The organism is Rhodococcus sp. P1Y, assembly GCF_003641205.1.
Classification (GTDB): domain Bacteria; phylum Actinomycetota; class Actinomycetes; order Mycobacteriales; family Mycobacteriaceae; genus Rhodococcoides.
This window is the reverse complement of record NZ_CP032762.1, coordinates 4,601,976-4,626,907: the sequence shown is the minus strand read 5'-3', so window position 1 is coordinate 4,626,907 and position 24,932 is coordinate 4,601,976. Positions and strand designations below refer to the sequence as shown.

At 61.4% G+C, this 24,932-nt stretch carries 21 protein-coding genes, 1 tRNA gene and 2 pseudogenes; 15 read left to right on the top strand and 9 right to left on the bottom strand.

The window, feature by feature from the left end:
- Nucleotides 1-393 carry a holo-ACP synthase AcpS gene (acpS, locus tag D8W71_RS21335; RefSeq protein ID WP_121116343.1) on the top strand — a complete coding sequence of 131 codons (393 nt, stop codon included), beginning with the start codon at nt 1-3 and terminating at the stop codon, nt 391-393.
- Between the two features lie 571 nt (nt 394-964).
- On the opposite strand, the gene D8W71_RS21330 is transcribed toward acpS, so the two are convergent.
- Nucleotides 965-1,591, bottom strand: a complete 627-nt coding sequence (locus tag D8W71_RS21330; protein WP_121116341.1) for a TetR/AcrR family transcriptional regulator — start codon at nt 1,589-1,591, stop codon at nt 965-967.
- A 347-nt stretch (nt 1,592-1,938) separates the two neighbouring features.
- On the opposite strand from D8W71_RS21330, the gene D8W71_RS21325 reads away from it, so the two are divergent.
- Together D8W71_RS21325 and D8W71_RS21320 are read left to right on the top strand one after the other, a co-directional pair.
- Nucleotides 1,939-3,714 carry a hypothetical protein gene (locus D8W71_RS21325; protein ID WP_121116339.1) on the top strand — a complete coding sequence of 592 codons (1,776 nt, stop codon included), beginning with the start codon at nt 1,939-1,941 and terminating at the stop codon, nt 3,712-3,714.
- Nucleotides 3,715-3,783: 69 nt separating this feature from the next.
- Nucleotides 3,784-5,133, top strand: coding sequence for a dipeptidase (locus tag D8W71_RS21320; protein WP_442972062.1), 1,350 nt, complete (start codon nt 3,784-3,786; stop codon nt 5,131-5,133).
- Here the strand turns inward: D8W71_RS21320 and bcp are convergent.
- Nucleotides 5,122-5,595: a thioredoxin-dependent thiol peroxidase gene (gene bcp / locus D8W71_RS21315; RefSeq protein ID WP_121116335.1), complete on the bottom strand. Its 474-nt coding sequence runs from the start codon at nt 5,593-5,595 to the stop codon at nt 5,122-5,124. The two genes, D8W71_RS21320 and bcp, sit on opposite strands and share 12 nt — an antisense overlap.
- A gap of 78 nt (nt 5,596-5,673) precedes the next feature.
- Between bcp and D8W71_RS21310 the strand changes: the two genes are divergently transcribed.
- The gene (locus D8W71_RS21310; RefSeq protein WP_121116332.1) at nt 5,674-5,895 is read left to right on the top strand and encodes a DUF3618 domain-containing protein; all 222 of its coding nucleotides are present in this window, start codon (nt 5,674-5,676) and stop codon (nt 5,893-5,895) included.
- 92 nt (nt 5,896-5,987) lie between these two features.
- Nucleotides 5,988-6,061: transfer RNA gene (locus D8W71_RS21305), tRNA-Lys, on the top strand.
- 329 nt (nt 6,062-6,390) lie between these two features.
- Here the strand turns inward: D8W71_RS21305 and D8W71_RS21300 are convergent.
- Nucleotides 6,391-7,167 carry a tyrosine-type recombinase/integrase gene (locus D8W71_RS21300; RefSeq protein WP_153275409.1) on the bottom strand — a complete coding sequence of 259 codons (777 nt, stop codon included), beginning with the start codon at nt 7,165-7,167 and terminating at the stop codon, nt 6,391-6,393.
- Here D8W71_RS21300 and D8W71_RS21295 point away from each other — a divergent pair.
- A complete protein-coding gene (locus D8W71_RS21295) occupies nt 7,073-7,891 on the top strand; it encodes an amidohydrolase family protein (protein ID WP_328588803.1) in 819 nt (272 codons plus the stop codon). The genes D8W71_RS21300 and D8W71_RS21295 overlap by 95 nt on opposite strands.
- Before the next feature lie 29 nt (nt 7,892-7,920).
- On the opposite strand, the gene D8W71_RS21290 is transcribed toward D8W71_RS21295, so the two are convergent.
- Nucleotides 7,921-8,181 (bottom strand): hypothetical protein, encoded by a 261-nt coding sequence (locus D8W71_RS21290; RefSeq protein WP_153275408.1) that lies wholly within the window; start codon nt 8,179-8,181, stop codon nt 7,921-7,923.
- Nucleotides 8,182-8,505: 324 nt separating this feature from the next.
- Between D8W71_RS21290 and D8W71_RS21280 the strand changes: the two genes are divergently transcribed.
- The 3 genes from D8W71_RS21280 (at nt 8,506) to D8W71_RS21270 (ending at nt 12,686) form a co-directional block, all read left to right on the top strand.
- A complete protein-coding gene (locus D8W71_RS21280) occupies nt 8,506-9,681 on the top strand; it encodes a sensor histidine kinase (RefSeq protein WP_161965483.1) in 1,176 nt (391 codons plus the stop codon).
- A complete protein-coding gene (locus tag D8W71_RS21275) occupies nt 9,678-10,337 on the top strand; it encodes a response regulator transcription factor (RefSeq protein WP_121116320.1) in 660 nt (219 codons plus the stop codon). Before D8W71_RS21280 ends, D8W71_RS21275 begins: the two co-directional genes overlap by 4 nt.
- A 132-nt stretch (nt 10,338-10,469) precedes the next feature.
- Nucleotides 10,470-12,686 carry an MMPL family transporter gene (locus D8W71_RS21270; RefSeq protein ID WP_121119712.1) on the top strand — a complete coding sequence of 739 codons (2,217 nt, stop codon included), beginning with the start codon at nt 10,470-10,472 and terminating at the stop codon, nt 12,684-12,686.
- 238 nt (nt 12,687-12,924) lie between these two features.
- Here the strand turns inward: D8W71_RS21270 and D8W71_RS21265 are convergent.
- Nucleotides 12,925-13,324: pseudogene (locus tag D8W71_RS21265) on the bottom strand (transposase); the annotation flags it as partial.
- A gap of 639 nt (nt 13,325-13,963) precedes the next feature.
- On the opposite strand from D8W71_RS21265, the gene D8W71_RS21260 reads away from it, so the two are divergent.
- From D8W71_RS21260 to D8W71_RS28040, 3 genes are all read left to right on the top strand, one after another.
- Nucleotides 13,964-14,194 carry a hypothetical protein gene (locus D8W71_RS21260; protein ID WP_153275407.1) on the top strand — a complete coding sequence of 77 codons (231 nt, stop codon included), beginning with the start codon at nt 13,964-13,966 and terminating at the stop codon, nt 14,192-14,194.
- A 144-nt stretch (nt 14,195-14,338) separates the two neighbouring features.
- Nucleotides 14,339-14,818: a hypothetical protein gene (locus tag D8W71_RS21255; RefSeq protein WP_121116316.1), complete on the top strand. Its 480-nt coding sequence runs from the start codon at nt 14,339-14,341 to the stop codon at nt 14,816-14,818.
- Nucleotides 14,819-15,518: 700 nt separating this feature from the next.
- Entirely contained in the window at nt 15,519-15,662 is a 144-nt protein-coding gene (locus D8W71_RS28040) for a hypothetical protein (protein ID WP_236077543.1), read from the top strand.
- A gap of 35 nt (nt 15,663-15,697) precedes the next feature.
- Here D8W71_RS28040 and D8W71_RS21245 read toward each other — a convergent pair whose 3' ends face one another.
- From D8W71_RS21245 to D8W71_RS21235, 3 genes are all read right to left on the bottom strand, one after another.
- Nucleotides 15,698-17,290, bottom strand: coding sequence for an ABC transporter substrate-binding protein (locus tag D8W71_RS21245; protein ID WP_236077542.1), 1,593 nt, complete (start codon nt 17,288-17,290; stop codon nt 15,698-15,700).
- Nucleotides 17,291-17,344: 54 nt separating this feature from the next.
- The gene (locus D8W71_RS21240; protein WP_121119708.1) at nt 17,345-18,175 is read right to left on the bottom strand and encodes an SDR family oxidoreductase; all 831 of its coding nucleotides are present in this window, start codon (nt 18,173-18,175) and stop codon (nt 17,345-17,347) included.
- Nucleotides 18,176-18,274: 99 nt separating this feature from the next.
- Nucleotides 18,275-19,396 (bottom strand): NDMA-dependent alcohol dehydrogenase, encoded by a 1,122-nt coding sequence (locus tag D8W71_RS21235; protein ID WP_121116312.1) that lies wholly within the window; start codon nt 19,394-19,396, stop codon nt 18,275-18,277.
- 348 nt (nt 19,397-19,744) lie between these two features.
- Between D8W71_RS21235 and folE the strand changes: the two genes are divergently transcribed.
- The gene (gene folE / locus D8W71_RS21230) at nt 19,745-20,347 is read left to right on the top strand and encodes a GTP cyclohydrolase I FolE (protein ID WP_236078111.1); all 603 of its coding nucleotides are present in this window, start codon (nt 19,745-19,747) and stop codon (nt 20,345-20,347) included.
- Nucleotides 20,348-20,443: 96 nt separating this feature from the next.
- On the opposite strand, the gene D8W71_RS21225 is transcribed toward folE, so the two are convergent.
- Entirely contained in the window at nt 20,444-22,546 is a 2,103-nt protein-coding gene (locus D8W71_RS21225; protein ID WP_121116308.1) for an ABC transporter permease, read from the bottom strand.
- A gap of 140 nt (nt 22,547-22,686) precedes the next feature.
- Between D8W71_RS21225 and D8W71_RS21220 the strand changes: the two genes are divergently transcribed.
- Together D8W71_RS21220 and D8W71_RS21215 are read left to right on the top strand one after the other, a co-directional pair.
- The gene (locus D8W71_RS21220) at nt 22,687-23,409 is read left to right on the top strand and encodes a TetR/AcrR family transcriptional regulator (RefSeq protein ID WP_236077541.1); all 723 of its coding nucleotides are present in this window, start codon (nt 22,687-22,689) and stop codon (nt 23,407-23,409) included.
- A 250-nt stretch (nt 23,410-23,659) separates the two neighbouring features.
- Nucleotides 23,660-24,860 (top strand): annotated as a pseudogene (locus D8W71_RS21215) (amidohydrolase family protein).
- The last annotated feature ends 72 nt before the right edge of the window (nt 24,861-24,932 follow it).

Sequence of the window (24,932 nt, the reverse complement as noted above, 5' to 3'; positions counted from 1 at the left end):
ATGGCCATCTTGGGAGTGGGTTTCGACCTGGTGACCGTGTCCGACTTCGCCGAGCAGATGGAAAAAGCCGGCACGACGATGATCCGCGACAGCTTCACCGCGGGGGAGCGTCGACACGCAGCGACGAAGAGTTCCGAACCTGCCCGCCACTACGCAGCACGGTGGGCCGCCAAGGAAGCAGTGCTGAAGGCTTGGGCGACCTCACGGTTCGCTCGACCACCGCAGATCGGTGACAACCCGTATCCCTTGATCGAGGTCGTCAACGACGCGTGGGGTCGGCCGTCCATCAAGCTGCACGGAATGGCACTCGAGTTCCTGCCGACGGTGAAGATCCACCTTTCGCTCACCCATGACGGCGACATCGCTGCAGCGGTGGCGATCCTGGAGGAGTAGGTCTGTACACACCGAAACGCCGGTCCACCTGCGGGTGGGCCGGCGTTTTCGTGTGTGTGGGGTTCGTTCCGGCGGCCCGGCGGCCCGGCGGCCCGGCGGACCGGCGGACCGAACGGCTGATTCGGTCACCTCAGGTGTGAGCGAATGTCTCATTCGGTCACCTGGGGTGAGCGACTGTCTACTTGGGTCACCTGGGGTGATCGAACGGCTGATTCGGTCACTCAGAGTGTGCGACTGTCTCATTCGGTCACTTGTGGTGAGCGAACGGCTGATTCGGTCACCTCTGGTGTGAGCGAACGGCTGATTCGGTCACCTCAGGTGTGAGCGAATGTCTCATTCGGTCACCGCGGGAGTGCACCGGCGGACCTGTGTGCACACTATCGGCCAGTAGCGGCGGGATTCCGTCGATTCCCGACGATAGTGCGCACTGAGGACCGCGAGTCGGACCAGCGGTTCTTTCGGTCACCTGGGGCGAACGGAGGGCGGGCGTCAGTGCCCAATACTTGCCCGGATGCAGGGGATTCCCGCGGGCATCGAGAATATTGGGCAACAGCGCCCACCCACTGGCGTTCTATTCGACGGTTGCACCCGATCGACGGGACTGCTTCTCCGCAACGAGGAGGTAGGCCGTCATGATCTGCTTGAGCTCAGCGACGGCGTCCTCGTGGCTCTGGCCGTCCTGGACGGAGAAATTCAGCATCGAGTAGACGATGTGGACGAGTACCTGGGCCATCAGATTGCGTTTGGCCCGTGGAGTGCGGGGAGTCAGCGGGCCGAGCATTTTGGCGACCTGATCGGCGAACTCGCGTTCGTGAATGACCCCGGTCGCTCGGGTGGAGGGGGTGGATTGCATTGCCAGCCACACTTCGCGTCGGGAAGGGTCGGACATCCACATCCCAGCCATGTGATCGACGAACTTGTTGAGGAAGCGCAGCCAGTCCAATGACGGGACTTCACCGTTGAACTCGGCGAGCTCCTGCTGGACACCGACCAGGTCTTGACGGTTGAGCTCGCACACGATCACGTACTTGTTCGCAAAGAACTGGTACAGGGTGCCGATGGGCAGCTCGGCGCGCGCCGCTACTTCTTCGCAGGTGAACGATTCGAACCCGACATCGCTGAGCAAGTCCCGCGACGATGCGAGCAGGGCATCGAATTTGCGCTGACTCCGCTCCTGGGTGGGTCGGCGCCGTGGCATCAGCTCCTGAGTCTCCGCCGTCGATTCGAGCGCGGCGTCGAGACGTCTCGCAGATTGGGCGCTAGCAGAGGACTCCACCCGCTCAGGCTAGCGGGCTGATGTGGTTTAACTCCACTACACGCAGTAACAGGTACCCGCTCGGGCCCCGACTCCACCATTTCGCTGTCATCTTCGACATGCCCCCTCGTAGTCGTGTTGTGACGGGTAATAAGTTGTTTTCTGGTCAAGAAAACAATCGGTGGGTATGGTTCGTATTGAAAGTTACGTTTTCGGGCAGGGTGCGCGCCGCCGATGTCGAATCGGGGTGCTCATGTCGGGAGCCTCACCCAAGGGCACAGGAGGAACACGTGGCGAACATCGGTCTATCGATCGAGGCGGGCGCACTGAATGCTGTTCTCTTCGACTCCGAAGCGGACATGGTTGTAGCGAGCCAGACGACATCGCTGAGGGGTGGCGAATCGTCTTCGCTTCCCGCGGCGGTACAGGCGATGCACAGTATCGCAGCTCGGCGCGGGATGATCGTGGATGCGACGGCACTGGTCTATCGCTCGGAGGACGAACGGATCCGTTTCTCGAAAGCTATCGCCGATAGCGAACTGAGCGACATCGAGTTGGTCCCCGCCGCGACGGCAGTTCTCGGGTGGCTGGCCAGGTCGCCGGAGTTCGATTCATCCGATTGCGTACTGCTGTACTTCCTGGGCGAATCCGGGGTGTCGGTGATTTTGGCCGACGCGAAAAGCGAGAGTCTGACGGCCCCGAAAACTGCAGTTCTCGACTCCATGAGCCCTGAGCGAATTGGTAGTACCGTTCCGCTTGTCTGGGAAGTTGTCGACGAGGCGGCCCGCAAGCCGACAGCAGTCGCCCTGTTCGGCGACCGATCGGCCAGTCCTGACATCGTGGACATCCTTGCCCTGGGGTTGGGGGTTCCAGTGGTCTGCGTCGAGGATGGCGACGAAATCGCAGTACGAGGCGCAGCGTTGCTCGCTGCGGCACGTACCGACAGTTCCGCGGCGGCACCGGTGGACGGAGCCGACCCGGACAAGATCCCAGTATCGACAACGGCTGCTTCCACAACGGCTGCTTCCACAACGGCTGCTTCCACAACGTCCGCTGCCGTACAGTCCGGCGCCGCAAAAACAGCTGCTTCTCTGCACAAGCCTGCCGCAGTGAAGAAGGCGTTCGGAACCAGGAAGTCTGGTGCTGCACGGTCAACTGTCGCTGTGTCGAGTGCCCGTGCAGCGGTGAAGATCGTTCCGACGAACACCGCGGTCGCCAAGGTCGCCGAGCCTGCCAAGGTTGCAGAGCCGGCCACGCCAGCCAGCCTCGCCAAGTCGGCCAAGGTTGCCGAGGTCGCAGAGCCAGCCGCCCTCGCTGAGCCCGTCTCGGTCGTCCAGGACGCCGTGACCATGCACAAGGTCGAGAAGATGGCGTCGACGAAACTCGTTCCAGCCGAACCTATATCGACTAAGTCGGCTCCGGCGAAGGAGGTCGCGCCGGTCGCGTCGCTGGCACCGACCGTCGCGTCTCTGCCTTCGGTCGGGCAGAGCGCGATCTCGACGACCGAATCTGCCCCTGCTGCTGTGCCCCGACAGAGTTCGTTTTCGCGCAAGAAGATTGTGCTGACCGCAGCGCTGTTGGCGGCAGTGATGTCCGGCGGCGTCGCGCTTGCGGCGGTCCTACCCGCGACCGAGACCGCAGGCACCGAGGCCAAGGACGTTGCGGCGCCGGAGGCTACCGGCATCGACACGAGTTTGACCGGTGCCACTGGGACCGTCGAGGTGACGCAACCGGCACCGCCCGCCGCACCGTCGCCGCCGCCCGTCGTCATCGATCCGGTGACCCAGCTTCCAGTTGTCGCCCAAGCCCCTGATGAGCAGTGGACGATCGATCCGACTACTGGGGTCGCAAGGCCGGCGTCGGAGCGCCTGACGCCTATTCCTGCGTCGGCAATTCCTCCTGCTGCTGCCGTTGTGCCGCACGCGACGGTTGAGCCCCCGGTGTTTGCTCTGCCGCCGATCATTCCGGAGCCCGGCAAGTCCCAGGAGCAGTTGGAGCAGGAGGCGTGGAACCGTCACTGGGCTCACACCGCGGAGTGGTTGCAGCAGGAGATCGTCGGAAACTGACGCGCTGAGTTTCGCCGGGCGCTCGATGACAGAATGACCACAGAGTGCAGGTCGAGTCGTCGAGGAGTTCTGATGTCGGAAGTGCGGGCCCGAGTTGCTGCAGACATGCCACGGGCGTGGCGTGAACTGTCGGATCTGGTCAGGTTTCGATCGGTCGCAGACGAGCGCCAGTACCCGCGACAAGAATGCGTCGGTGCAGCCGAGTGGGTGCGTGATGCGTTTCTCGATGCAGGCATCACCAGTGCGGAGTTGATCGACACCGTCGACGGTTCCCTCGCTGTTGTCGGGCACAGGCCCGCCCCCGAAGGCGCACCGACGGTGCTGCTGTACTCCCACTACGACGTTCAACCCGATGGCGAGAGAAGTCTTTGGAGCAGTGAACCTTTCGAGCTCACCGAGCGCGATGGTCGCTGGTACGGCCGCGGCGCCGCGGACTGCAAGGGCAATGTGATCATGCATCTGCTCGCGCTTCGGGCGATCGGTGACGATCTCGGCGTCGGGATAACCGTCGTCTCAGAAGGTTCGGAGGAGATGGGCACGGGCGGCCTCGAACACCTCGTCGTCGACCGGCCCGAGCTGTTCGCGTCGGACATCATCGTTGTTGCCGACACAGGCAATGCCGAAGTCGGGCAGCCGACCCTGACCACCACGCTCCGCGGTATCGCCAATGTGATCGTCCGCATCGACACTCTCGAGGGCGAAGTACATTCCGGCATGTACGGGGGACCGGCGCCCGATGCGCTCGCCGCGCTGATTCAGCTGCTGTCTACGCTGCGAGACGAGCACGGCAACACCGTCGTCGACGGTCTGACCACCGACCAGAGCTGGGATGGCATCGACTACGCACCTGAGCGCTTTCGGGCCGATGCGAGCGTGCTGGAGGGGGTCGAGCTAGCAGGGTCGTCGACCGTCGCCGACGCGGTGTGGGCGCGGCCGGCACTCACGGTCCTCGGCATCGACTGCCCGCCCGTGGTCGGGTCGGCAGCAGCGATATCGCCGACGGCATCGGCCCGCCTGAATCTCCGCGTGCCGCCCGGAATCGACGCCCAGCAGGCGCAGGATGCGCTGACGGAACACCTGAAAGCTCACGTCCCCTGGAGCGCGCGGATTACCGTCGAACCGGAGGCTGTCGGTTCCCCGTTCAAAGCCCTGACCGACGGACCGGGCTACGCAGCCCTGAGCGACGCGCTGGCCGACGCATTCGGTCGGCCGGTGGCATCGGCTGGGCAGGGTGGCTCGATCCCACTGTGCAATGTTCTCGCACAGACCTTCCCGAAAGCCGAGATCATTTTGATGGGCGTCGAGGAACCGCTGTGCAGGATTCATGCCCCGAACGAAAGCGTCGACCCCCGCGAGATCGAGAACCTCGCGGTGGCCGAAGCCTTGTTCCTGCAAAAGTTGGGTTCTTCAGACCGATAGGTCGCGGCGAAGTTTGGCGACGTGGCCGGTTGCGCGGACGTTGTACTGCGCAACCTCGATCTTGCCCTCTTCGTCCACAAGGAACGTCGAACGAATGACGCCCTCGTAGACCTTGCCATAGTTCTTCTTCTCGCCGAACGCGCTCCAGGCTCTGAGCGTCGTCTTCTCCTCGTCGGAAAGCAACGGGAAGTTCAGGCCTTCTTTGTCGCGGAACTTGGCCAGCTTGGCCGGCTTGTCGGGGGAGATGCCGATGACGTCCAGACCCTCGCCGTTTAGCTCGGCGAGGCTGTCACGGAAGTCGCACGCCTGCTTGGTGCAGCCCGGAGTGCTGGCAGCCGGGTAGAAGTAGACGATGACTTTCTTGCCCTTGTAGTCGGACAAGGAGACGTCGTTTCCGTCTGCGTCGGGGAGAGTGAACGCTGGCGCGGTGTCGCCGGCCTCTAGCTTTTCGGTATCGGTCACACGACGAGACTATCCAAGATTCGCAGTGCTCTAGGCTCGACCGTGACATACAAGCTTTTGCGACAAGTTGGAGGACACGTGGCCAGGGACACCGACAAGATCGAGCGCGAGATCGAGGCTGCTCGAAACCAGCTCGCCAGCACCTTGGATGAGCTCAGCGTCCGGGCCAGCCCGAAGCGGATCGCCGAGACCACCAAGCAGAACATCGTCGCCAAGCTCAACGAGCCCCCGGTGAAGTTCACCCTCATCGGGGTGGGTGCAGTCGTCGCGGTTCTCGTTGTCCGAAAGATCTTCAGCTGACGTTTCAGGTGCTCTGACCTGGCGATTTCACATTCGGCGGCTTCTCCTGTTAATGTTTCTCCCGCAGCGCAGAGAACACGCGCTGCGGATCGGCGCCATTAGCTCAGTTGGTTAGAGCAGCTGACTCTTAATCAGCGGGTCCGGGGTTCGAATCCCTGATGGCGCACACTAAAACACCCCGTCACCAGCGTAAAGCTGGAGGCGGGGTGTTTTGCTTTTGCGGGGTTTTGCCCCAACTCATCACTTACTCATCACTTTGAGGGCAAAGTGATGAGTTGCTTGCTCCGTTCCTGCTAGGAGCTCCGCGCGACCCTTGATGGGCGGCTTTACGCCTGCGGTCCGTTTACGCTCTCGAAAGTTCAAGGACAGATCGTTCGAGGTTGCGGCGAGCGCGATCGGTCCCGCCTGCCGAGATCTGGCCAGAATTGCCGATGATGGGGCCAGGCCCAACTGTCCACGCGACCGGCTCAGCCGGACCTTGATGCATGGGGAAGCCTAAGCCTTGGGCGCAAACTTGTTCAGCGCGTCGCTCATGTCTGGGGCCAAGGTCACTCGCTGGATGTAGTGCGCCTCGGTGACCCTCGTGTTGGCGTGTCCCAGCTGAATCTGAGCTGCTTCGACCCCGTAAGTCTCTTTTACCAGAGTGGCTACGGTCTTTCTGAGGGTGTGAGGAGTTACCCAGTCGAAGTTGTCGCCGCGTGCAGCTCGCCACGATCTCCGAACGTTCGCCGGCGATACCCAATTGCCGGTGCCCGTCACGAACAGCGCGTTCTCCGGGTTCTGAAAAGTTGGCATAGCGCGCCTACGTCGGAGTGCTGTGACCGCGAACGGCGGGAGCACCACGGTAAGCGGAGGTGCATCACCCTTTCGGAAGTTCTGACGGAAGAGGCGCTCGCCGGCCGCTCGCGGAACAACAAGAGTTGCGCTGAATGTGACTGTCGGGATCGGCGAGTCCAGATCGACTTGGTCCCACTTCAAAGCCAAGAGCTCACCGATGCGAGCACCTGTGGCGATCAGGAGCATAAGAATGTCCTCGAGATCGGCACCGGGTCGTTGTCCGAGCTTCGGCCGTACGACCCCATATTCGTCGATGGTCTGGTGGCGAGAGTAGTTCTGCACGCGTCCGCGCAATTCGTCGAGCCGTCGGGAGTCAGCGCGCGGACTGCGGACTTCTGGAGTGTTGGCCTCGGCGTCGGACTCGTCGGTGTACGACCCGTCAGGCGTGCGCCGCTCCAATGACGTCGGAGCGTCCGCGGTGGCCGACGATCCCACACGGTTCGGTCTGCTCGCGGCACCTCCGCTCGAGGATGTCGACGCGGCGGTGGAGGAAATCGAACGGGTGACGAGGGAACACCGACCGGACGGGTTTGCGCTGTGCGCGACCTACGGCGGGGAATTTCTGGGCGCAGAACGATTCAGACCCGTGTGGCGCGAACTCGACCGACGAGGCGCCACGGTTCTGGTTCACCCGAATCCGTTCACCCCGGGAGTGTTGCCGCTACCGCCGCCCCTCTTCGAAGTGGCGTTCGATACAGCCCGAACTGCGGTGAGTTTGCTGTGGTCACGCACGTTGCAGGACCACCAGGCCGTCCGCGTGATCTTTACCCACGGCGGTGGCGTGCTTCCCGCACTTGCGGGGCGGCTTCACCTCTTGTGCGAGGCGGACTGGGTCCCACATGAGGGGGTCACGGCGGAGGACGTGTCCCAGGCGCTGCGCAGGGTTTATTACGACACGGCAATGTCGGGTTCGGCTAGTTCCCTGGCGCCAATATTGACGGTGACGACGCTAGAGCACCTCGTGTACGGCTCGGATTTCGGTGCTCCGTGCGCGAATATGGCTGCACTGCAACATAACCTCCGTGATCTCATGAGCGGGGTGGCGTGGTTGATCGGGCTGTTCGTCATGGGCGTGCCCGATATCCCCGAGCTAGTCCGAGACCAGGTGAACGCGGTGATCACCGAGGCGGTCCGTCAGGCCCGCTCCCGGCGAGCCTGACAAGCAAGTGACGGGCTCGTCAGCGCCTCTCACGCATGGTCCATGCGGTCAGCGAGCCGCGGGAACAGGACGCGCGTGGCGTCCGACGTTCGACGCAACGTCCACGGGGAGAACGGTCCCACCACATGGGTAAGCTTGTTCACCGAGGACTGTCGCTTTTGGATTCCCACACGCATGACCGTCCCGGTGCGCGAACGCATCGCGAGATCGCGTCGGAGCACGAGCCAGTTGTGATCGACGACGACATTCACATGGTGCGCGGGCGCGTTCGTCGATTGCTGTCGATGCAACAGGGGTCCGAGGAACCCCCTGACGCACGCGACACCTGGTGTCGATTGTTCGTATCAAAACGACAGTCGGCGCCCTCGAAGTGCGGAGCAACTTCTTCGTCTACCGCAGCGCTGCGAAAATCATTGTCGATAAGCGATTGAGCGCGGTGTTCGATCAGGCCTCCCGTCTGTGTGCGGCTACGCCGAGAGGCGCCTGCACGCGCAACCGGCGTGGACGTGAGGTGTTCTCGGGCGCAACAGGGTCACGGTCACTGCTGGCTCGGTGCGAGATCGATCCTCGACCCGTTGTTCGCAGTTGGCAGAAGCAGCGCAAGAATGTGGAGCATGCCTAAAACAGTCGAAGCGTGGGATCCGCGCGTGCGACGTCCGTGGTTTCGTCGGATTCCGGTGTTGAGCGAGTCTGCGTTCGTCGTCTCTCTGATGGCTGGGGCAGTCGAGCTCGCAGTGTTGGTCGCCGGTTCCGGTACGCCAGGCGGCTACGTCGCGCTTGCCGTCGCAATGTGCGGCGTGGTGCTCGCCCGCTCGCACCCCTGGGTGGGTTTGATCCTGGTGTTGTTGGGCATCGTCGTCGATGCCCTGTTCTGGGATCCTCTCGTGATGTGGACGATCGCTACCTTCACCGTCTTCACCATGACCCTGCGAGGCATGTCGGTGATCGGCACAGGATTGACGACCGCAGCGGTGGCATTCGGAGCTTCGGTGTACGCGAACGACGCGGGACTATTCGACGCGGCCGCAATACTCGGATTCTCGGTGTGTCTGGCTGCCGCCGCGACCGGAAATGCTGTGCGAAGCCGAGACCTGTATTGGAATGCGCTCGACGACCGTGCCCGTGATGCCGCGTCGGCGCGTCACAACGAGGTCAACCGGAGAGTTGCGGAGGAGAGGGTCCGGATCGCGCGAGATTTGCACGACATGATGGGCCACGAGGTCGCCGTTCTCAGCATGAACTTGGGAATGGCAGAGGTCGCGCTTCCACCAGAAGCGGATCGCTCGCGCGTCGCGATCGCGTCAGCCCGGGTAGGGGTGCAAACCATTCTCGAGGAAACACAGAGCATCCTGCGCGTCTTGCGTGGCGGCGTCGAGGACAGTCCCGCCGCGGAGGTGGTTCCGAGCGTTTGGAGGTTGGAAACGTTGCTCGCTTCGTTCCGTGGTGCAGGTCTCGACATAAACGATGCGGTGTCCGTCGATCCGGGTTGCCTGGCGCCAGCCGTCGACGTGGCGCTCTACCGAGTGATGCAAGAGGCACTCACCAATGCGCATCGGCACGGGAACGGATCGGCGAGCGTGCACATCGATACGGTCGACAACCGAATACTGATGCGCGTGAGCAACATCCGAGGCAGCGAATCGAACGGCGGCCGGGCACGAGATGGCTACGGTCTCGTGGGTATGCGGGAACGCGTGACCTCGGTCGGCGGACAACTACGTATCGGAACGGCCGCCGACGAATTTGTCGTGGAAGCCGAATTTCCCTCGCAGCATGGGGCTTTGGCATGATTCGGGTATTGCTTGCCGACGACCAAGAAATTATCCGGCAGGGTCTCCGTGCGATACTCGACGCCGTCGACGGCATCGAGGTGACCGCTGATGTCGCCGACGGTGCCGCCGCGGTGCGCGCGGTTCGGGATGGCGTCGCCGAAGTCGTGCTGATGGATTTACGCATGCCTGTGATGGACGGGGTCGAAGCGACCCGACGCATACGGGAATTCGCGTCCGCAGACACTGTCAAGATCGTCGTGCTCACAACATTCGACAAGGCATCTACGGTCCTGGAAGCGCTTACGGCAGGCGCCAACGGATTTCTGAGTAAGGGCGTGGGGCCTGCGGAGTTGGCATCGCGAATCCGTGAGGTAGCGGCGGGGGGTGCCGCTCTCTCCTCATCTGCTGCAGCGTCGTTGATCGACCATGTTGCTGAAAGTCGTCCGCGCGCGATCGATTCTGCACTGCGTCGGGAGTTCGATGCTCTTACCCCGCGCGAGTTGGAAGCGGTGTTAGCGGCGGCAACGGGGGAGAGCAACGCAGGGATCGCGGCGGGTCTCCACCTGTCGCCGTTCACGGTGAAGACTCACATCAATCGAGCCATGACAAAAGTCGGCGCTCGTGACCGGGCACAGCTGATCGCGTTCGCGTATCGGGCGGGTCTCGTTGATTGACGTACTACCGATGCAGTAGGAGCAACGGTCCTCCTGGACGACGATTAACCGGACGAATCGCAGCACAGTGAAAGGGTCATGATCGCGGCGCACGTCGCCCGCGGTCACCTTCGCAGCGAATTCAGGAGAACCATGCCGAAACGTCTGGCTTGGATAGGGCTTTTCAGTGCCCGTCATCGAATACTCGTCGTCGTCGCATGGGTGGCGGCACTTCTCGTACTAACCGGTATTCTGGCATTCGGGACTTCTTCGAGCACTGAATCGGCTGCGCCGTCGGCGCCGGAAACCCGGGCAGGGCAAGCGATGACAATGGTGGCGGACAAATTTCCCGCACCAGACGGCGCTGCCAAAGACCGAGGCAGCCTTCAACTCGTTCTGCAGACTACGAACGGCGAAGCGATAACAGCCCCCACGATGCGGGATCAGGTCGACGCAGTCCTAAGTTCGGCTGCGGGCGTCGACGGTCTGCAGTCGTTGAGCGACCCATTCGACCCGAGCAGTCCCTATGTATCGGCGGACGGGACCACCGTGGTGTCGACGCTGACGTTCGACCCGATGGACGAAGATAGACAGGTCGCGGCATACGACGCTGTACTTGCCGTCGCCGACGGGGCTCCCTCGTCACTGACGGCCGAGGTCGGCGGGCAACTGTTCGAACCCGAGGCGTCGGTCGGTGGTGTCGGTGAGATCGCCGGGATTCTGGTGGCGTTCGTCGTGCTCTTCCTGACCTTCGGTTCCCTGCTGGCAGCGGGTGCGAATATGCTCGTGGCACTCAGCGGTGTCGCGGTCGGCACAATCGGGGTCCTCGCCTACGGCGCATTGAGCCCGATCGAACCCACGACCATCACTTTGTCGGCGATGCTCGGCCTTGCAGTCGGCATCGATTACAGCCTGTTCATCCTGACGCGCTTTCGGACCGAGCTGAAATCGGGTCATAGCGTCGAACTTGCAGTGAGTCGGGCTGTTGGTACGGCCGGCACCGCGGTTGTGTTCGCCGGTCTCACCGTCATCATCGCGCTCGCCGGTCTGAGTGTGGTCGGCATCAGTTTCATCACCGATATGGGTATGGCCGGCGCCTTCGGTGTTCTGGTGGCGATGTTGATGTCCGTGACGTTGTTGCCCACCCTGCTGCGTACCCTCGGAATGCGTGCGCTTCCCCGGAAGCAGAGGGTTCGCGATGGCGAGAACAATCCTGCTGAACCGACACCTTCGAAAAGCACGCGGATATTCGGTGCCTGGGTTGCGTTCCTCGTGACGAGGCCCGTGGTGTCGATTGTTGCGGGAGTTGTTGTCCTGCTTCTGATTACGCTGCCCGTGCTCAGCATGAAGACAGCTCAGAACGTACCGGGAGGCATGGATCCCGCATCGACTCAGCGTCACGCCTACGACTTGATCGTCGACGAGTTCGGCGGCGTGCAAAGCCCGCTCATGGTGGTCGCAGACGGGGACAACGCTGCTACGGACCTCACGCCGGTGCAGCTCCAACTCGCTGGCCTCGACGGCGTGCAGAGTGTGGATCCCGGCACGGTCAGCGCTGACGGTGAAACGGTTCTCTACACGGTGGTCCCGGTCGGAAGCCCGATCGACGAAAGCTTGAAAGACCTTGTCGACCACATCCGTGATCGCGCCGACTCGATCACCGGTGTACATCTCGAGGTCACCGGTGAAACAGCAATTGGAGTCGATGGGGACGCACAGTTGCATCAGGCGCTGCTCAAGTACGTTGCCGTCATCGTCGTGCTCTCGTTCATACTGCTGACAATAATGTTCCGTTCACTTTTGGTCCCGCTGATCGCGACCCTGGGGTACCTGTTGTCGGTGGGAGCAGCCTTCGGAGGCAGTGTCGCGGTGTTCCAATGGGGCTGGCTCGATGCGCTCATTCCTGCACCACAGGGCGACCCGATGCTGAGTGTTCTCCCCATCATTCTGGTCGGCGTATTGTTCGGTTTGGCAATGGACTATCAAGTCTTTTTGGTCTCGCGGATCCAAGAAATGCATTCGCGCGGAATGTCACCGAAAGACGCTGTTGTGTCCGGGTTCAAGACTTCGGCGCCTGTGCTGGTCTCCGCTGCAGCGATCATGGTGTTCGTTTTCGCGGGCTTTGCCAGCAGCACGATGGCAGTCGCCGCGTCCATCGCTTTCGGACTGGTAGTCGGCGTTTTCGCGGACGCATTCATTGTTCGCCTGATTCTCATGCCTGCGATGCTGGCTCTACTGGGTGAGAGCGCCTGGTGGCTCCCGAAGTGGCTCGACAAAATAATCCCTGATCTCGATGTCGAAGGCCGGGCACTAGATGAAAATCTGCAGCCGAACCCGGAGCATGACGATCACATGTCGACCGTCTCGTAAGGGCTGGCCGATGACGAAACCGCGTGCAGGGACGCCCCGACACACGGTTTCGTCGGTTGACGTCGGTTCGCGGCCAACACATCGAACCTGGTGCCGATGCCCGACTTCGTTGCGGCGGTGAGGGTCGCAGACAGATGTCGCTCGATTGCGGCCGAGGACGTTGTAGCGCAGCTCCTATCCCGCTGCTGCGTTCCTTTGTGCTCGACCGGACGCGTCGGGGGTGTCCCTATGGTTTCTGTCATGCGGCATGAGTAGTGGGCGGTTGGTAGAGGGTTTTAGTCTTGAGCATGGCGATTTAGGACGTCGCATCGGCGGCGGGCGAGGCAGATGAGCGCTGCGTTGTGTCTCTTGCCTTCGGCGCGTTTGCGGTCGTAGTAGGCACGACTGGTGGGGTCGTGCAGTGCGGCGAAGGCCGAAAGGAACAACGCTCGTTTGAGTTTGCGGTTGCCCGATCTTGCAGGGTGCTCACCTCGGATCGAGGTGCCGGATCGGTGGGTCACGGGTGCGATGCCGGCGTAGGCGGCCAGGTGTCCTGCTGTTTTGAATGCCGAACCGTCACCGACTTCGAGGAGGATGCGTGCTGCTGTCCTGATTCCGATGCCTGGCATCGAGATCAGGACAGAGAAAAGTGGGTGGGAGGGTACGCAGTGCACTACGCCATATCGCTTCGAATCGGCCGCAGTCGAGACCACCTTCGGACTGGCGGCAACATCTATCGTGGACGGCATCCCCGGATCTCTGCGCGAAACCGCGTGTACGAGGTGAGCTCGAGAGTCCTGAATTGCCCTTGTGTGGTGGTTGCTGCCACTCTGGGGAGGTGGCTCCCGTGATAAGAACATTACGCAATTGTTCCGTCAATGACATTGCAAGAGCGGCAGTCTCACTCAAACCTACATAATGTCTATTGTCGACTAGCTAATCGCCGCGCAACCCCTTTCGCAGGACCGATGTCACAAATCCAGTCTTGCGAAGACGCCCACGCTGTCGGTGAGACCGATGATTGTTTGCACCTTCCGCCGCTGCAAAGCCCAGATCTACACACAGGGCCCCACGCGGCACTCGCCATGATCTCGGCCAACGCCTACGGTAGCAATCACGCACGGCGTGCGCCCTACGAAACCAGCCGAACGCCGTCTCGCTGACGCAGGCAGGAAGTAAATCCGCGGTCGGTCAAGCGGGCCTGTCACGTCCGACCGTTGGGGGATGCAATAGCGACGGACCTGGTCGACGGAAAGTCTCGCCCCCTCACCCGCCATGCGGGTTATGTGGACCCCCTAATGACCTTGCCGGCCGGGAAGCACATGCTGGCCCTCAATACCATGGGGTCCGGTCGTCTCGACTTTGTCGCCGGCGCCCCCGGGATCCCACCGATCATCGACGAATTGCCGCTTGCGGGCTACATCTCAGGCATGCGCAACAACAGCGAACGCCGCTTCTTCCAGCCTTACCTCGTGGACACCGACACCCTGAAGAGTCAGCAGCTCTCGTACGACAACGACCTGAACTGAAACGCATCCGCCGCCCCGGCGTGGTTGGCGGACGGAACAGGTGCCGTGTGAGCCGAACAGATCGTTCAGGCACCAGCGTGCGGCGGCGAGAATCCGCTTCCCTGCCCGCAGATGTCTCCAGGTGAGCCGAACTCCCGAATCGTCGTGGCAAAATTCGACGGCTTCACCGCCAAGGATCCAGTCGACGTAAAACCGGCGACGATCGTGGAATGGGGCATCGACTACACACCCGGCCAACCGATGCCGCCCCGCCCGAGCATTCCGGCCGGGACTTACACCATGAACGGAGCCGCGGGTGGCGTTGCTGATATCACCGTGACGGCGAATGACAAAGGCACGCGCACCATGTCGATCTCCGTTGTCTTCGACGAATTCACCGACGACGGCGAACTCATCATCAATGGCCCGCAAAGCGCTGAGATATATCAAGATTCGCCGCTGTCGGACATCACATGGAAAGCCGACTTGACGATCTCCGGTCTCTATGACGGGACTGTTGTAACCAGCCCTGAGGGATTCACCCTCGACCGACAGACAAAGAGAGACAACGTTATGCGTGCCACCGGCACCATGACCACCACCATCAACGGACACACCTACAACCAACCGGTAAACGGAGGATGAACCAGCCAGCTCGAGGTAATTTGCCCGTTCCGTATGGCCCCACCGACCACCCGGCAACGTGTTATCGGGTGCACGACGTTCGACGCGATGCGCTGAGGGAAGCACCAAGCCCTGTGCGGGTGGGCGTTTCGCACTGCCGACGATCAGGGTCATGCACGGTGCGCTGGCGTCGGGTCGCTACAGGGTGGTGTTCTTGACACCGCACTGCGACCAGCCGCGCGGGCAGACCCCACGGAAGTCGGTGGTTTTCAATGGGTGCGCCGACGCCGCGCAGGAGCGCAGAGGCGCAGCGGCGGGCAGAGGTCTTCGGGGGCGAGCCGGTCGAGTGAGCCGTGAAAGCCCACTCCGTGTGGCTGTGCTGCAGCCCACACACCCGACACCGCATTGGCGGCCGTGGCCGGGACGGCGGAAAGGCAGTAGGGGGCATGACGTGTCCTCCGTCAGTTGATTGCACGCGTCACGGGCACAGGATTGGCGGACCGTATGGCTGCAGGCTCTGGCCGGTTCTGCGTCGATAGAGAAGCTCGGGTGTTCTAGTGCGCGTCGACAGAGAACTGGTTGGTACTGACTCGATTCTCCCGACGACAAAGCGCGCATTCAGGCGAACTTCATCAAGGGACACCTTCTCGCTGCGCGCCACGGCCTCGGTATAGCCCCGTTGCCCAGTTACATCGGCGAGCCTGACCCGACTCTCATCAGAGTGCTCCCGGAACACTTCTCGGTCGATCGCACTTTCTGGATTGCTGCGCCGCGCGAGCTGGTCGGACTCGCGCGCGTGAGGGCGGTGGACGAATTGTTGAGTGCTGTGGTGAAGGACGCCCCGCATCTGTCGGCATCGTTGTGAATGACACGGTCGTCGGCGCCGCTCTTCGTGCGATGTCAGTCGTTGATCCAGATTTCCGCCGGCAGCAATGATCCTGTGCCGTACTGCCGGATCCCGCCTACGTCCGTACTGCTCAAAACAGCCAGGACCGAACGGGTCAGGAAGATGACCGGACGCAGTTCGGCAAGGCGATCCTGCACGACCTCGTATGCCGCGGTACGTTCCTCGACAGTTTCGGCGTAGCGACCAGTTGCCAACGCTTCGTCGAGTTGGGGATCGGAGATTCCAGATTCATTCCTGGGAGACCCGCTCTGGAAGCTACGTGACAATGCCATATCGGGGTCCTGGATGTGCGCCGACGACGGCATCACCTGAAAGTCCGAGGAAGCGAACTTCGCGAAACCGGTGGGGAAGTCGACTACCTCGACCTGCACGTCGACGTTGTCGAAAGCACTCAACTGCGTTTGCAGATTCTCGGCACTGGCTTTGTTCTCCAGTGTCGAAAAAGCGGTAGCAGTGAACTGGACCGGCTTTCCCTCTGCGGCCAACTCGTCGAATAACTCCTGTGCACGTTCAGGGTCATGGGTAGTCAAGGCGGTGTCGGTGAAGAATGGCGAGGCCTCGGGAAACAGCGTTTCCGGTACCGTACCGGCACCGTTGTACATCGCGAGGTTCATCGACTGCAGGTCGACAGCCATCGAAATTGCCTGTCGTGCCCGAATATCGTCGAAGGGCGCCTCGCGGGTATTCATCGTCAGGTATAGCCCCCCGCCCACCGGTACCAAGTCAGCGACCAGGCCCGCTTCTTTTGCTTTCGCGACGCTCGTCCAGCTCGAGTCCATGACCAAGTCCACGCCCCCCGAGATCAACGTATTGACGCGTTGCTGAGAATCATTGGACGTCCGCAAGGAAATGCTGTCCAGATACGGCCGCGGAGCATCCCAGAAGTCCGGGTTCTTGACCAACTCCATGACGTCCTGGCGTGCCCAGGAGGTCAGGGTGAAGGGGCCTGCGCCCACCGGATTCTCGTTGAACGTTTCCGGTGGGAGGGCCAGCGCGGTCGGCGAAGCAATCCAGTTCATCGACGAATTGACCACAGCCTGAGCAAAATGCGGGTTCGGCGCTTTCAGGGTCGCCGTCAACGTGACCTCGTCGATGACCGCAGTCGCGGCAACCGCAGAAGCTTGATCGATGGACAACGATCCGAGCGTCCGGTCGGTGAGGCGATCCCAATTGAACTTCACCGCCTCTGCATCCAGCGGCGTCCCATCGGTGAACGTAAGGTCCGGCTGGAGTGTCAACGTGAAGGTCGTGCCGCCGTCGTCGGTGACGAAGTCGGTGGCCATCTGGCCCTCGATCTCGGTGGTCTCGACGTCGTTGATCAAGAGGGTGCCGTACAGCGCGTTGCCCAGGAAGCCCTGGGTAGACGTTGTATTGCCGAGAACGGCGGGGTCGAGAGACCTAGGCTCACTGGTTTGCATCACTTCGGCCGCTCCTCCGGGAACAGGGTCGCCCGTTGCGCCGGCAGCCGGTTCGGCATCCGAAGGCATCGAACTACTACAACCCGTGGCCGCGAGCGCGAAGATGCTGGTTACGGCGATTGCGCCGGACGCGAAGCGACTGCGCCAGAGGGTTTGCTGTCGAGACACTATCAACCTCTTTCGGATGGATTTGAAACCGTGCTCGAAGTCCCTAGCTGTTGATCAGCGAGGGTCGACGAAGATGTCGTAGTCGAGTGGTTCGACGCCGCCGTACGGTGTGAGGTCTGTTGTTCCGGCCTCCGCGAGCACATCGACGTCGATGAGTGTTCGCCCGGACCGGTGGCCGGGAGTATGGGACAGAATTGCAGCTGCAGCATCGGCCATTATCTGAGGACTTCGTGCATGCGCGGTGCCCTCCTCGCCGCCGAGGAGGTTCTTCACCGCAGCGGTAGCAATTGTGGTCTCCGGCCACAGACAGTTGCTCGCGATGCCGGACTCCTTGAATTCGGCCGCGAAGCCCATTGCCAACAGCGTCATTCCGTACTTTCCCAGTGTGTAACCCGGGTGTTTTCCCAGCCATTCCTCGGACATGTTCAGCGGTGGAGACAGCGTGAGAATATGTGCCGATGTGGACTTCTTCAAGTAGGGCAAGCATGCTTGTGTCAACGCAAAAGTGCCGCGCACATTGACTTGTTGAATCAAATCGAATCGCTTGAGAGGCAGCTCTTCGGTCGCCGACAGGTTGAGCACACTTGCGTTGTTGATGCAGATGTCGACCCCGCCGAATTCGTCGGCAGCAGTGCGAGCCGCCCGTACGACATCTTCGTCGTTGCGAACGTCGCCGACGACTCCCACTGCACGACCTCCCGCAGCTTCGATCTCAGCCACAGCTGTATGAATGGTGCCGGGCAGTCGGGGGTGTGGCGTATCGGTTTTCGCCAGAAGCACCAGATTCGCACCGCCGCGTGCGAGTTCGGTTGCAATCGCTAGTCCAATGCCGCGGCTGCCGCCCGACATCACCGCGGTTACTCCGTCAAATCGTCTGTCGGACAAAGTTTTCTTTCGTTGTAGTGGTTGAAAAACGGTTGCGTCCGACGTCCAAAGCTCGTCGAACAGTGCAACCACTTGGTTGGTTGCCGGGCAATTTCCGGCTTACTGGTCGAAGACGATAAGACCGCGAATGTTCTTGCCATCGCGCAGATCGGCCATCGCCTGATTGATCTCTTCGAGGGAGTACTTGGTCGTCACCAGCTCGTCCAATTTCAGCAATCCACGCATGTAGAGATCCAAGAGCATAGGGATGTCGTTGCGCGGCGCGCAAGACCCGAACAGCGCCCCTTGCAGACGTTTTCCCGACATTGTCAGGGTTAACAGGTCCAGACTGATCTCGGTCTGCAACGCGGGCGCAGCCGAGGTGCAGACGATCACGCCGCCTTTCCGTACCACTGCCTGCATGCCCTGTATCAATTTTCCCTCGCCGACCCCAACGGTGATGACTGCGCGATCTGCGAGCCGGCCCCGGGTGATACTTTCCACGAGCGTCAGTGCTTCCTCGGCGCTCGCGGCCGTGTGTGTAGCACCGAATTCTTTCGCTTTCTCGCGCTTGAAAGAGACAGGATCGACGGCAACGATCTGTGTAGCTCCAGCGAATTTGGCACCCTGGACAGCGTTCATTCCGACACCGCCGACGCCGAAGACCACGACCGTGTCTCCGATGCGGGTCTCGGCTGCGTACACCGCAGATCCCCACCCTGTAGGAACACAGCAGCCGACCAGCGCGGCCTTGTCGAGCGGAATGGACTTGTCGATCTTCACTACGGAATCCAGGGGAGCGACGACATACGGACTGAATGTGCCCAAATAACACATCGCTCCGACTCCTGCACCGCGGGCATGAACGCGATGGGACCCGTCGAGCGTCAAACCGCCGAGCACTCCTGCGCCCAAGTCGCACAAATTCTGCTCACCCGCTACGCATGGCACGCATTTCCCGCAGGCGGGAAGAAACGAGAAAACGACGTGGTCGCCAACTTCGACGTCAGTAACTCCAGGTCCGACCTGCTCGACGATGCCTGCACCTTCATGGCCTCCCAGAATCGGTGCCCAATCAAGGGGGATGTCGCCGGTGTCGACGTGATCGTCCGAATGGCAGATACCGGTCGCGGCCAGGCGAACCAGTACTTCACGCTCGCGCGGATCATCTATTTCGATGTCTTCGACGCTCCAACCCGACCGCGTACCGGGCCCCCACAGCAACGCTCCCTTGGTCTTCACCGGAACTCCTCCCTCCACCGATATTACAATCATTGACAGGATGGCATAGGCGGGGCTTGAATTCTATGGAATCGTCGAATCCGGTCGGTTGAGCTGGCCATGCCCTGGGGGGCGACGAAGTTCGAGACTCCCGCATGCGGCACTCCTTCAAGCGCGGCATGTGTTGTATGGCCGCCGTCCGATCCGTTGCTCGCGCATGGTTCACTGCAATGAACGTAAGTTCACTGCTTCGGACGCAGTAGAAGTCAGACGCCGAACGTGTGCGCGACGTCGAGTTGGCGTGATGAGTAGAGCAGAGGTGAGGCATTGTCGGCCAGCGAGATCGACCATAACGACACTGGTCAGGCGTTGGAATGCGGGAGACCGTCGCCAAGGCCGGACGATGCTTTCGACCAGGCCAGGGCGGAGGCAGCAGTCCGAGAGTTGTTGATCGCAGTTGGCGAGGATCCGGACCGAGAAGGGCTGGCAGCCACTCCCGCCCGCGTCGCACGTGCGTACCGTGAGCAGTTCGGGGGTCTGCTCATAGATCCAGACTCGGTGCTGGACACAACCTTCGACGAGGGTCATCAGGAGCTCGTGCTGGTCCGTGACATACCGATGTTTTCCACCTGTGAGCACCATTTGGTGTCGTTCCACGGAAGGGCTCATGTCGGATACATCCCAGGGGACAGCGGTAAGGTCACCGGACTTTCCAAGCTCGCGCGCGTGGTCGATTTGTACTCGAAACGCCCACAGGTTCAAGAACGGTTGACAAGCCAGGTAGCCGATGCGTTGATGCGGAAGCTTGACCCGAGCGGAGTGATCGTCGTCATCGAAGCCGAGCATCTCTGCATGGCGATGCGTGGAATCAGGAAGCTTGGTGCGACCACGATGACTTCAGCGGTTCGTGGTTCGCTGCAATCCAACTCGGCATCACGGGCCGAGGCGCTGAGTCTGATCCTCCGCCGATAGCGGGACCGGTTAGGCGTCGACCCGGCGAACTGCAGGGCTTCGTTCGCATCGAAGCGGCGGCGAAACCCTGGAGTTCGATCATGGGATCGAAGGCGCTTACTGCACGGAAACCGTGTCGGATTCCACCGGCCCATTCAGACGGTCGGAGTTCTTTTTGCGGCGAAAGGCGTCGATCGTGACAACGCAGGCGAGAGACAATACGCCCCAGATCACCAACACGATGAGGTGCTCACCCACCGTGTCACCGCCGAAGTACAGAATTGAGCGGATCGTTTCCACGGCCGCGGGCATCGGCAATATTCCGTGCAGGAACTGAAAGACGCTCGGAGTCATGAAGATCGACATCGCCCCGTTCGAGGCGGGCACGCCCACGAACATCAAGATTGCTACCGCCGGGATGACGGCAAGCAGTCCAAGGAGGCGTACGAAAACGGTGGTGAACATTGCTGTTGCGAATATTGCCACTATTCCGGCGCACATTAGCTGTAGGAAGTGTCCGTCGATTGCTCCGACGATCGGATCGGCGATCAGCCAAACGACTGCCGACATGAAGACCGACCAGCCAGCCACAATGGGCAATAGCGTCTTCAGTCCCATCACCTTCGGGGCCGCACTGCTGCCGACGACGATTATCATGAAGCCGGCAAGAATCCAGCCCATCGCCATGTACAGCGTGACGGTGCCCATGGAGTCGGATCCGGGTAGCGGCGTGACGTCCTGGATGACCAGGGGAACCTGCTGACCAGAAGCTATTTCACCGAACACCGAGTCGACGACCTGCATTTGGCTGACGCCGGCAGCCTCACTGGTGACCAAAACAGCGTTCGGTGAAGTCTCCGAAGGCAATACGTAAGCGCCGACGACTGTGCGGTCGCGAACGTCGTCTGTCGCTCGATCTGCGGAATCGTAAGCACGTAGATCGAACATGCCCGCCAGGTTTTCTTCGAGCCCGTCGACTGCCTGCTGCGCTTGCTCGGTGGTCGATGCGACGACCGCAACCGGCAGGTCGCGCGGTGCAGGCTGATACATGGCGCCGAGCATGACCGAAAACATCAATACGACCATCGCAAGTGGGAAGCTCGCCAGCGTGAGGTAGCGCACCGCGTCGCTCTTGGGTCGCGGGCCCGCAGTCAGGGATTCGAGCGTGACCTCGGGGTCGATGTTGTCGGGGTTGCGTCGACGCTTCACCGCGTCGACCGAAAACGTCAGTGCGATTGCGATCGCTGCCCCGATGGCGAGCACGAAGATGTGAATGCCAACTCCGTCACCATCGAAGTACTGCACCGAACGCAGCGCCTCGCCCGTCGCTGCAGCGGGAAGGAAGCTATGGAGCCAGCCGTAAAGCGACGGCATCATGTATACCGACATGCCCATGTTGGACGCGGGTACCCCAAGGACCATCAATAAGAGCATGCCGACCAGCACGGCCATTGGCCCGAAGATCCTTGTCAAAAACAACTGAACGGATCCGACCGCGAACACGGCGAGCCAACTGATTCCGAGGATGACGCCTGCGTTCCCTTCGACTGCGCCGAGAACCGGTCCTGCGACGAACCACACTAGAACAGCTATGAGCGCGGACCAGCCTGCCAGCAGCGGAAATACCTTGCGTTTGCGTAAAAGCTCGGGTGAATTGCTCAGCATGATGCTGAGCGGCATGTAGCCGGCCAACATCAAAGCGGTCGTCATGAACATTGCTGCCAGTCCGGCCATGTCGTTGTTCGGAAGCGCCGCGAGGTCCTCGATCGTGAGATCCAGATTCTGCGCGAGGACCTCGGGGACGACCAATTCGCTGACAGACGACGCCTGCGAGGCACCTGCAGCTCCGGCTGTGTAGACGCTTGCTGCGCTGTTCTGCACTGTCACCGCGCCCGCGACCTCACGCGAGAGGACTAGCTCGCGGGCGGTGGCGTCATCGGCAACGATGCGCACGTCGACTGCATCAGGGTTGTCGCTCTGCAGGGACCGAGCGAAGTCTTCGGCCAACTGAGCGTTGCCCGCGACGGCAATCGGCATGTCATGAGGCGCTGGGGCGTGCATCGCTGCCAGGTAACCCGTGATCATCATCGACACCATGATGAACGGAAGTACGAACATCGCGACTACACGGCCGATGTCTTCTTTACGGGCGCGTGCAGCGTCGGCTTCGGATTGGTCGGGGCCGTCGGGGGGGCCGAGCTCGGACTCGATCGTTGTCATGGAGAGGTGCTCCTGAGTTGGGTTTGCCGCGCTGAACGTCGACCAGGCCGCTGTGCGTCCAGGTGAAGTGCGAAAAAAATTCTTACGGCCTGACTTCAAAAGTTACGCCACATGTCTTAAACTTGCCAAGTGGAACTTCGGTGACGCTGGTCGCAGTGGTGACACGCTGGCTCAGCGACGAACGGGGACGACCAGAAGTGGGAACTTATACAGACCGAGTCAAGGCGACTCTGGTCGATGCGGCAGAGGAACTGTTCGCTACGCACGGCATCGACGCAGTATCGAGTCGGCAAATTGCAGAGCACGCCGGCAATGCCAACCACTCGGCCGTCAATTACCATTTCGGCGGTCGCGACGGGCTGCTCGCGGCGATTGTCAGAAGGCAGGCAGGCAACACTGCCGTGCGGCGTCGAGAAATGGTCGAGAGTCTCCGGCCAGACCCGCAGCTACACGATCTCCTCCGTTGCTTGATTCTGCCTTTGACCGACCAGCTCGAAGCGGCAGGCAGGGTGAGCTGGCATGCGCGTTTCATTCGGCAGCTGCGTACGTCACCGTCGTCGAAGACGCTACTGACCGACGCCGCCGCCGACGCTCCGATCGTCGAGGACCTGCTTGCGCGGGTGCGGGAGTCGTTGTCCGATATACCGACTTCGGTGTTGACGGCGAGGTTCTGGATGTTGGGATTAATGGTGGTGGATGTCTGTGCCGAATACGAAAGCAGGGTGCAGGAAAGGTCCGTCGACCAGCCTGACTGGCTTTCGCTGGCGAGATTCCTTGTCGACGCATGCGTCGGAACATTGAGCGCCGAGGTGACCTCGGAGACGCAGTTCCTCGACGACAGCCGTTCGGCGGTGTGGCTCTGACGAGCGGTTCGACCGACCCTCCTCCGAGTGAACTGCGCAGTGGAGAACCAGCGGCGTCAACAGCACTTCTTTGGGCCGCGTCAGGCCGTTCGGTGGCGAAACCATTGCAAATGAGAGTGCCGTTCTATATCGTACGAGAGTGTGATTCTCGTTACGGCGGTATCGGGAGTCCAGTATCCCGCACCATTTCTCGGAGGCGGACGGGCACTTGGTTGTTCGTCGGTTCCGAGCGAGCGAACGGAGTTTTCTGTTGACGACATCGAGTGCCAATCCTGATTTGAACTGGTTGATTTCGGTCGATGACCACATTCTCGAGCCGCCCCATGTGTGGCAGGACCGGATCGCGTCGAAGGATCGTGACCGTGCGCCCAAGCTTGTGCGCAACGGTGACAAGGAGACGTGGGTGTACGAGAATCGCATCGTTCCCACCAGTGGGCTGTCGGCTGTGGTCGGGAAGTCTCGGGAGGAGTTCAGTCCGGAGGCGATCACGTATGCGGACATGCATCCTGGGTGCTACGACCCGAAGGTCCGGCTCGAGCACATGAACGAGGCCGGTATTCTGGCCTCTCTCGGGTTCCCGTCTTTTCCTCGGTTCTGCGGTCAGATTTTCTATGAAGCCGAGGACAAGGATCTTGCGTTGCGCTGCTTGCAGGCCTACAACGACTGGATCTTCGAGGAGTGGTGTGCCACCGACCCGGGCCGGTTCATTCCGTTGGTGATCATTCCGCTCTGGGACCCGCAGTTGGCTGTCAAGGAGATCGAACGTACCGCTGCTCTGGGTGCGCGTTCTGTCGCGTTCTCCGAAAACCCCCGAACCTCTGGGCCTTCCGACCATCAACGATCCCAGCCGATACTGGGACCCCGTCATGGCCGCCGCAGCCGACAACGACCTCGTCATCTCCATGCATGTCGGGTCCTCCTCGCAATTGCCTACCATCGCCAGCGACGCACCCTTCATGGCCAATCTCACCTGGGGGGCGACCCGTACTGCGGGGACGATGTTGCAGTGGCTTTTCAGTGACTACTTCGCCAAGCATCCCAACCTGAAAATCGCTCTGTCCGAGGGCAATATCGGGTGGATTCCGTACTTCCTCGAACGCGCCGAGCAGGTCTACACCAAGCAACGTTTCTGGGCCGCCAAAGGCGTCAAGTTCGAAGGCCATGCCGCCACCGAGGTCCCCATGGACCTCGACATCCGCCAACGGTTCAGAGACCACGTCTACGGCTGCTTCATCGAGGACGAGGCCGGTATCGCCAACATCGATCTCATCGGCGAGGACAACATCATGTTCGAGACCGACTACCCGCACTCCGATAGCACCTGGCCCGACTCCATCAACGTCGCCCGCAAACAGATTCAGCATCTTCCCGAAGCCACCCAGTACAAACTGCTCCGCGGCAACGCCGAGAAACTGTTCCGTTTCACCCCCACCGTCCCCAACCTCGGCTGATGGCTCGAGGCTCACAACTCAGCGCGCGCGGTCGAACCGGCTCCTCCGTGACGGCTTGCAAGGCCGTGATCT